The sequence below is a fragment of the Mycobacterium sp. E3298 genome, from assembly GCF_001666895.1.
In the GTDB taxonomy this organism is placed as follows: domain Bacteria; phylum Actinomycetota; class Actinomycetes; order Mycobacteriales; family Mycobacteriaceae; genus Mycobacterium.
The window spans coordinates 1-4942 of record NZ_LZJB01000297.1; the positions used below are offsets into that span (position 1 = coordinate 1).

General features: G+C 68.7%; 4 protein-coding genes, 1 tRNA gene and 1 pseudogene. 4 read left to right on the top strand and 2 right to left on the bottom strand.

From position 1 onward, the window contains the following. Positions 1–460: pseudogene (locus tag A9X05_RS13905) on the bottom strand (arginine--tRNA ligase); the annotation flags it as partial. 115 nt (positions 461–575) lie between these two features. Here A9X05_RS13905 and A9X05_RS13910 point away from each other — a divergent pair. Then, positions 576–648 (top strand) — tRNA-Arg (locus A9X05_RS13910). 75 nt (positions 649–723) lie between these two features. On the opposite strand, the gene A9X05_RS13915 is transcribed toward A9X05_RS13910, so the two are convergent. Continuing rightward, positions 724–2157 (bottom strand): MFS transporter, encoded by a 1434-nt coding sequence (locus tag A9X05_RS13915; RefSeq protein ID WP_067747690.1) that lies wholly within the window; start codon positions 2155–2157, stop codon positions 724–726. A gap of 164 nt (positions 2158–2321) precedes the next feature. On the opposite strand from A9X05_RS13915, the gene A9X05_RS13920 reads away from it, so the two are divergent. The 3 genes from A9X05_RS13920 to A9X05_RS13930 are packed head-to-tail and all read left to right on the top strand — an operon-like array spanning position 2322 to position 4852. Further along, entirely contained in the window at positions 2322–3065 is a 744-nt protein-coding gene (locus tag A9X05_RS13920) for a GntR family transcriptional regulator (RefSeq protein ID WP_082950435.1), read from the top strand. 12 nt (positions 3066–3077) lie between these two features. Continuing rightward, on the top strand, positions 3078–3788 hold the full coding sequence (locus tag A9X05_RS13925; protein WP_067782021.1) for a phosphonatase-like hydrolase: 711 nt from the start codon (positions 3078–3080) through the stop codon (positions 3786–3788). Beyond that, positions 3785–4852, top strand: coding sequence for a zinc-binding dehydrogenase (locus A9X05_RS13930; protein WP_067782023.1), 1068 nt, complete (start codon positions 3785–3787; stop codon positions 4850–4852). The genes A9X05_RS13925 and A9X05_RS13930 overlap by 4 nt, the downstream gene beginning before the upstream one ends. Positions 4853–4942: the final 90 nt, after the last annotated feature.

The following is a 4942-nucleotide window of genomic DNA, read 5'->3' on the forward strand; positions in this document are numbered from 1 at the left end:
ACAACCGGCCCAGCGCGTCGCCGACGGCGGCCCAGCGGGTGCCGCCGATGTGGATGGGCCCGGTGGGGTTGGCCGAGACGAACTCCAGGTTGATCTTGTGGCCGGCCAGCAGGTCGGAATGGCCGAAGGTGTCGCCGGCGTCGATGACGTTGTTGACGACCACCGCCTGCGCCGACGCCTCGAGGCGCAGGTTGATGAAGCCGGGCCCGGCCACCTCCGCCGAGGCGACTCCGTCGGCCCGTGACAGCGCCTCGGCCAACCAGCCGGCCAACTCGCGGGGGTTGGCGCCGACCTTCTTGCCCAGCTGAAGCGCCAGGTTGCTGGCGTAGTCGCCGTGCTCGGGGTTGCGGGGCCGCTCCACCGTGACCGTCGCCGGCAGGGCGGCAGCGTCCAGCCCGCGCTCGGCCAGCACCGCGGAAGCGGTGCTCCTGAGCAGCTCAGCGAGGTCAGCGGGGGTCACAAGCGTCCATCCTATTGGCTGAGGTGCCCGCGCCCCGAATCCATTGCGGTGGTCGAGCGGTCACCGCGATGCGTTAGTCTGTCTGGGCCCACCTGGCGCATCATGATCTCCATGCGCCCCCGTAGCTCAGGGGATAGAGCGTCTGCCTCCGGAGCAGAAGGCCGCAGGTTCGAATCCTGCCGGGGGCACCCCCCCGAACAGCGCGCTTGCGAGCGGGTCCCACAGTGGGCACAAGCCAGGCGGTATGCGGTTCTCCTCACACGTCATGCGGTGAGCGGCTCCGGCGAGAGCCGTTGTCGCGAAGTGGCGTTCGCCGAAGGCCTGGGCCTCAACCGGTCGCTGACCTCGTCGAGCGCGCGGCCACGGGGTTCCGGCAGCAAGAATGTCGTCGCGATCGCCGCGACGTAGCAACCGAACGCCAGCAGCGTCACGGCCCGTAGCCCCGAAGACGCGAGGACGAGCGGCACCACCAGCGCTCCCCCGAATGCGCCCACCTTGGCGACGCCCGACGACAGGCCGTGCAGGCTGCTGCGGAAGGTGGTCGGGTACGACTCGGCGGCCAACAGCATGGTGGTGTAGTTCGGACCGAACGCGATGCCGAACAGAGAGAGTCCGAAGACGATCCCGAAGGGCAGGACGGCGCTGCTCAGGCTCGGCACCACGGTGATCAACAGCATGGCCGACGCACATAGCGTGAAGCCGACGATTTGGAGTCGACGCCGGGGCCATCGGTCGAGAACGAAGAGCCCGGCGATGGCGCCGACCAGGCTGAAGCAGACAACGAGCACGGCGTTGAGCGCGATGTTGGACAACGTGGAGCCGTGCGGGCTGATGGTCTTGATCAACAGCGGCTGACTCACCGAGTTGCCGTACACCGCGACGTTGAAGAAGAACCAGCTTCCGGCGGTGCCCAGCAGAGTGATGAGCACCTTGCGATTCGTCAACGCCAAGCGCAGCCCACCGATCGAAGCCTTGGAAACCGTTGCTGCCGTGAACGTTTCGTTGCCCGCTCCGGCGAACTTCTCGAAGTCATGGCGCGCCTGCCGCTCGTCGCCATGCTCGGCCGTCCACCGGGGCGACTCCGGCATGTGGCGACGCTGGTAGAGAACCAGCACCGACGGCAGCACGCCCAGCCCGAGGATCACTCGCCAGGCCAGACCGTTGTCGACACCGACCGCGAGGACCAGCAGGCTGACGAGATAGGCACAGACTTGACCGAACACGTAGAACAGGAACGTCAGGCCGACGAGCTTGCCACGATTTCGCGCGTTGGCGTACTCGGTCATGATGACGCCGCTGGCCGGGTAGTCGCCGCCGATGCCCACGCCGAGAATGAGCCGGCCGACCAACAACACCGTGAAGTTCGGGGCGAATGCCGACACCAGGGCTCCGATGATCATCAGCACGGCTTCGAGCCCGTAGACGCGCCGGCGGCCGAAGAGGTCGCCGAGCCGGCCGAACACCATTGCGCCCACTGCGACCGCTAGCAGCGTCGAGCTTGTCAGCATCGAGATCTGACCGCTGCCGAGGTGGAATTGCGGTGCGGCCAGCAGCGTCACTGAGCCGATGACGTTCAGGTCGTAGGAGTCGGTGAAGAACCCCGCACCGGCGGTCGCCGCGGCCTTGAAGTGGAAGACGCCGAGTTGGGCGTCGTCGATGGACTTTCCGACGCTCTGGTTGTTGGCGACGTCAGTCATGGGAGCTCCGATTCCAAGGGCGCCGACTTGTCATTACAAGGACCCTCCGGCAGCGGTTCAGTAGCTGTCAACGCAGGAACGGATTGGGCAGCAGATGTTCATATTCTCTTAACCGACAGCCTGATTCGCGGGTCGGAGCCCGGACACACATGTATAGTCAAGTCGTGGCAATCGCATTGCATGAGGTCATCGCCGACAGCCTGAGGGAACAGATCCGGCTCGGTGAATTGGTCGTCGGTGCGCCGCTTCCGTCGGAGTCTCGGCTGTGCCAACAGTGGAACGCGTCGCGCGGACCGGTGCGCCAGGCGCTGGCCACCCTGCGCGCCGAGGGCGTAATCGCCGGCGGGCGCGGCAAACCGCCGGTGGTCTGTTCCGCCGCGACCGGACAGCCCTTCGACACGCTGCTGTCGTATTCGGCGTGGGCGCACTCGATCGGCCGCACGCCCGGGCAGCGGACCCTGGAGCTGGCGCTGCGGCGGGCCGACCAGCACGCCGCCTCGGTGCTGCACGTCGACATCGACGCCCCGGTCGTCGAGGTGTTGCGGCTGCGCTACCTCGACGACGAGCCCGCGATGCTCGAGCGAGCGGTGTTCGTCGAGCACGTCGGCAGGCGCCTGTTCGACTTCGACTGCGATTCGGGATCCCTGTGGGCGTACCTGCTTTCACAGGGCGTGCAGTTCGCCCGGGCCTCCCATGTGATCGACGCGGTGGCCGCCGACGCGCTGGACGCGCGGCACCTCGGTGTGCCTGAGGGGGTTCCGTTGCTGCGTCAGCAGCGAACCACCCGCAGCCCGGACGGCGAAGTCCTCGAATACCACGACGACCGGTACCTGCCGGGACTGGTCAGCTTCACCCTCGAAAACACCCTTGACGCGCGCTGCGCCCTGAGCCGCAACGCCAAGCCCTGAGGAGCCGAGTTCATGACGATCTTCGCGCCCGAAATCGTGGTCCTGGACATGGCGGGCACCACGATCGACGACGGTCAGCAGGTCTACCGCGTGCTCGCCGAGACCGCGCGAGCCCACGGGGCAGCACCGTCGGAGGCCGAAATCACCCGCTGGCACGGCGCCTCGAAGCACGAAGCGCTGCGTGAACTGCTCGCCTCCCGCTCCGGAACGCCCCCGAGCACGGGCGAGCTGGAAGTGGTGGTCAACGATTTCCAGGCCCGGCTCAGCACGGCCTACGCCGATCACCCGCCGCGCCCGCTGCCGGGGGTCCTGGAGGCGCTGTCCACGTTACGCGGGCGCGGCGTAAAGGTCGCACTGACAACGGGATTCGACCGCATCATCGTCGAATCGCTGCTGTCGGCGCTCGGATGGATGGACGACGCGGTGGCGGACACCGTCGTCTGCGGCAGCGATGTGGCCGCCGGGCGCCCCGCGCCCTACATGATCTTTCGCGCCATGGAACGGCTGGGCGTGACCGATGTGGCGCGCGTCCTGGTTGCCGGTGATACCCCCCGCGACCTCCAAGCCGGCACCAACTCCGGTGCCGCGCTGGTGGTGGGCGTCCTCTCGGGAGCCAGCGACGCCAACGAACTCGGTGCCCACCGGCACACCCACCTGCTGCCGTCGGTGGCCGATCTACCCGGTCTGCTCGGCGTGCGCCCGGTGGCGATGAGCGCTCCATGACCGGCGCAGCCGTCGACCGACGGATCGACGCCACCGCCGCGGCGGTATGGCGGGGCGGCGACCGGATCGCCGTCGAGCGCGTGGCGGTGCCGCCGCTGGGACCGGCCGACGTCCTCGTCCGGGTGCGCCTGGCCACCGTGTGCGGCAGCGACCGGCACACCGTCAGCGGCCGTCGTGCACAACCGTGCCCGTCGATTCTCGGCCACGAGGCCGTCGGTGAGATCGTCGCCGTTGGACAAGCGGGCAGGTGCGACGTGGACGGCCAGCGCCTACACCCCGGGCAACGCGTCATCTGGTCGGTCACGCTGCCCTGCCAAACCTGTGACCGCTGCCGCGCCGGAGTGACCGCCAAATGCCGCACCGTCCGCAAGGCCGGGCACGAAGCGCTCGACTCGGGTTGGGCGTTGTCCGGCTCCTATGCCGAATATGTCTTCCTACCCGGCAACTTGGCGATCGCGGTCGTCGGCGACGACCTCAGTGACGCCGTCGCCGCTCCCGCCGCCTGCGCGACGGCCACGGTCACGGCGGTGATCGACCGCGCGGGGCCGCTGACCGGCAGGCGGGTCATCGTCGTAGGGGTCGGCATGCTCGGACTCAGCGCTGTCGCGGCGGCGGCCTCGGCCGGCGCTTCCGTGGTCACGGCGGTCGATCCCAGCGCCGAAAGAAGGCAACTGGCAAGGCAATTCGGCGCGACCGACGAGGCGGCATCGGCACCCGACGTGGACAGCTGCGACGTCTTGCTGGAGTTCTCCGGCTCATCGACGGCCTTGCAGGCCGGATTGGCCGCGCTGGACAGTCAGGGCGTCGCCGTCCTCGCCGGTTCGGTCGCCCCCGACGCCGCCATCGCGCTCGACCCCGAACACGTGGTTCGCCGGCAGCTGTCGATCTTCGGCGTGCACAATTACGAGCCACGGCACCTCAGTGCGGCGCTGAGCTTTCTGCGGGCGACGCACGATCGGTTTCCCTGGGGGGAGCTGGTTGCCCGGCCCCGGCCGCTCGCGGACGTCGCGAGCCTGCTCGTCGGATCCCCCGGCCCCTCGCCGCGATATTCGGTCGCGCCCTAGGCCTTACGGGGTCAGCGCCGGCCGGGTGGCCAGCGGTGCCAGGTCACCGGTTGGCGTTGAGCAGCTGCCGGTTTGGGAAATACCGCCGCG